Annotated in this window: 2 protein-coding genes and 1 pseudogene; 2 read left to right on the top strand and 1 reads right to left on the bottom strand. The window is 41.7% G+C overall.

Features of this window, described 5'->3' with window-relative positions; all coding sequences use genetic code 11:
* Window positions 1-48 precede the first annotated feature (48 nt).
* Both tnpA and F6K49_RS44750 read left to right on the top strand, forming a co-directional pair.
* Window positions 49-462: pseudogene (gene tnpA, locus F6K49_RS44745) on the top strand (IS200/IS605 family transposase).
* A gap of 105 nt (window positions 463-567) precedes the next feature.
* On the top strand, window positions 568-1398 hold the full coding sequence (locus F6K49_RS44750) for a carbohydrate ABC transporter permease (protein ID WP_293108459.1): 831 nt from the start codon (window positions 568-570) through the stop codon (window positions 1396-1398).
* On the opposite strand, the gene F6K49_RS44755 is transcribed toward F6K49_RS44750, so the two are convergent.
* On the bottom strand, window positions 1388-1900 hold a 513-nt coding region (locus F6K49_RS44755; RefSeq protein ID WP_293108455.1), incomplete at its 5' end, for a hypothetical protein. The two genes, F6K49_RS44750 and F6K49_RS44755, sit on opposite strands and share 11 nt — an antisense overlap.

Consider the following 1900-nt stretch of genomic DNA (forward strand, 5'->3'; position numbering starts at 1 on the left):
TGTATGCTATTATTATATCACTGACCTAAAAAAGCGTCAACTAGTTCCATGAAGAAAAAGTTTGCCACAAAAGGTAGATCGGTCAGCGATCTCAAAGCTCACCTTGTCTTAACAACAAAATACCGCTGTAAAGTCTTTACAAGCGATATGTTAAATGAATTACATGATATATTTGCTGATTTAATGGAGAAGTGGGACGGGGACTTAGTATAATTCAATGGAGAAGCCGATCACATACATCTCCTGTTTCAATACCACCCAGATGTCCCTTTGAGTAATTTAGTCAATAATTTAAAATCAGTTAGTTCCCGAAAGCTCCGTCAGCAATTCAGTGAAGAGCTTGATAAGATTTATAGCAAAAATGTCGTATGGAACAGTTCTTATTTTATTGCGAGTTGTGGCGGAGTTACTATTAACCAACTCAAAAAATATATCGAAAACCAGGATAGACCTGCTGGCTAGCTACCATAGTGTCGCGATTCATCCCACGCTCATCCTACGGATTGAGACGTGGGGCTTCTCGCGACTTTAGCTAACTCATCATCTCCTCAACCCAAAACAAAACAAATTAACATTATCAAACCAATCATCCTCCCCCTAGGAATCATCTTATTGGTAATTTTCTGCCTAGCACCACTCCTCTGGCAATTGCTCACCTCTATCAAAGTCAACCAAGATATCTCTTCCCTTCCCAATATTTATTTTCCCACGCGCTATACACTTGACCACTATATAAACTTATTTACCCGCCGTCCCCTAGTCCACTATATTTTCAACAGCGCCTTCGTATCCATAGCTTCCACACTATTGTGTTTAGGGATAGGAACTCCCGCTGCTTACGCCTTAGCACGGTTAACCCTAAGGGGAGAAAAAATTATCCTTGCTGGAATTATAATTATTACCTTATTTCCCTTTATTTTGATATTCCTAGGACTCCTGGAAATTATCCAGATTCTTAAACTAGGAAATAATTATATAAGCCTGATTGTTTCCTATACAGCTATCAACCTTCCTCTCACCCTATTAGTGATGCGAAGTTTTTTTCAACAGCTACCGCGAGAGCTAGAAGATGCTGCTAAAGTTGATGGCTATAGCACCTGGCAAATGCTAATCCAAATTTTGTTACCCCTAACCGTTCCAGCTTTAGTAACCACAGGAATACTTACCTTTATTTTTGCTTGGAATGAATTTATTTTATCCCTCACTTTCATTAGCCAAGAATCCATGAAAACCCTTCCCGTTGCTGCCGCTCAGTTAAGTGGTTCTCTGGGGAAAGAGATTCCCTACGGTGCGATTGCTGCTATGACAGTTATAGGAACATTTCCCCTAGTGGTATTAGTAATGTTTTTCCAAGGTAAAATTGTCCAAGGTTTAACATCGGGAGCAGTTAAGGGTTAAGGGTTAAGGGTTGAAGGTTGAAGGTTGGAAGGTTGAAGGTTTGGAGGGTTGGAGGTTGAAGGTTGGAGGTTGAAGGTTGAAGGTTGAAGGTTGAAGGTTGGAGGTTGAAGGTTGGAGGTTGGAGGTTGGAGGTTGTTTGGTTGTTTGGTTGTTTGGTTGTTTGGTTGGAGGTTGTTTGGTTGTTTGGTTGTTTGGTTGGAGGTTGTTTGGTTGGAGGTTGTTTGGTTGAAGGTTGGAGGTTGAACGCGATCGCGTGGCCAAAGGCCAAGGTTTGGAGGGTTGGAGGTTGTTCGGCCTTGGCGTTCTTTGTAGGGAAGGTTTTAAGATTGAATTTTTTAAGATTGAATCTTTTCAGTTTGAAAGAGTATGGGAACTTTGAACCTCCCCAACCTAAGAGGATGGGGATTCCCAGGCACAACCAACTAAGTGGCTGTTCTCTCCATGGGCGTAACTTTCCCCCGCACCGGAGGTAGCTGGATAGGGTTAATCCCCAGTTTTTCAA

It is taken from the genome of Moorena sp. SIO3I6 (genome assembly GCF_010672095.1).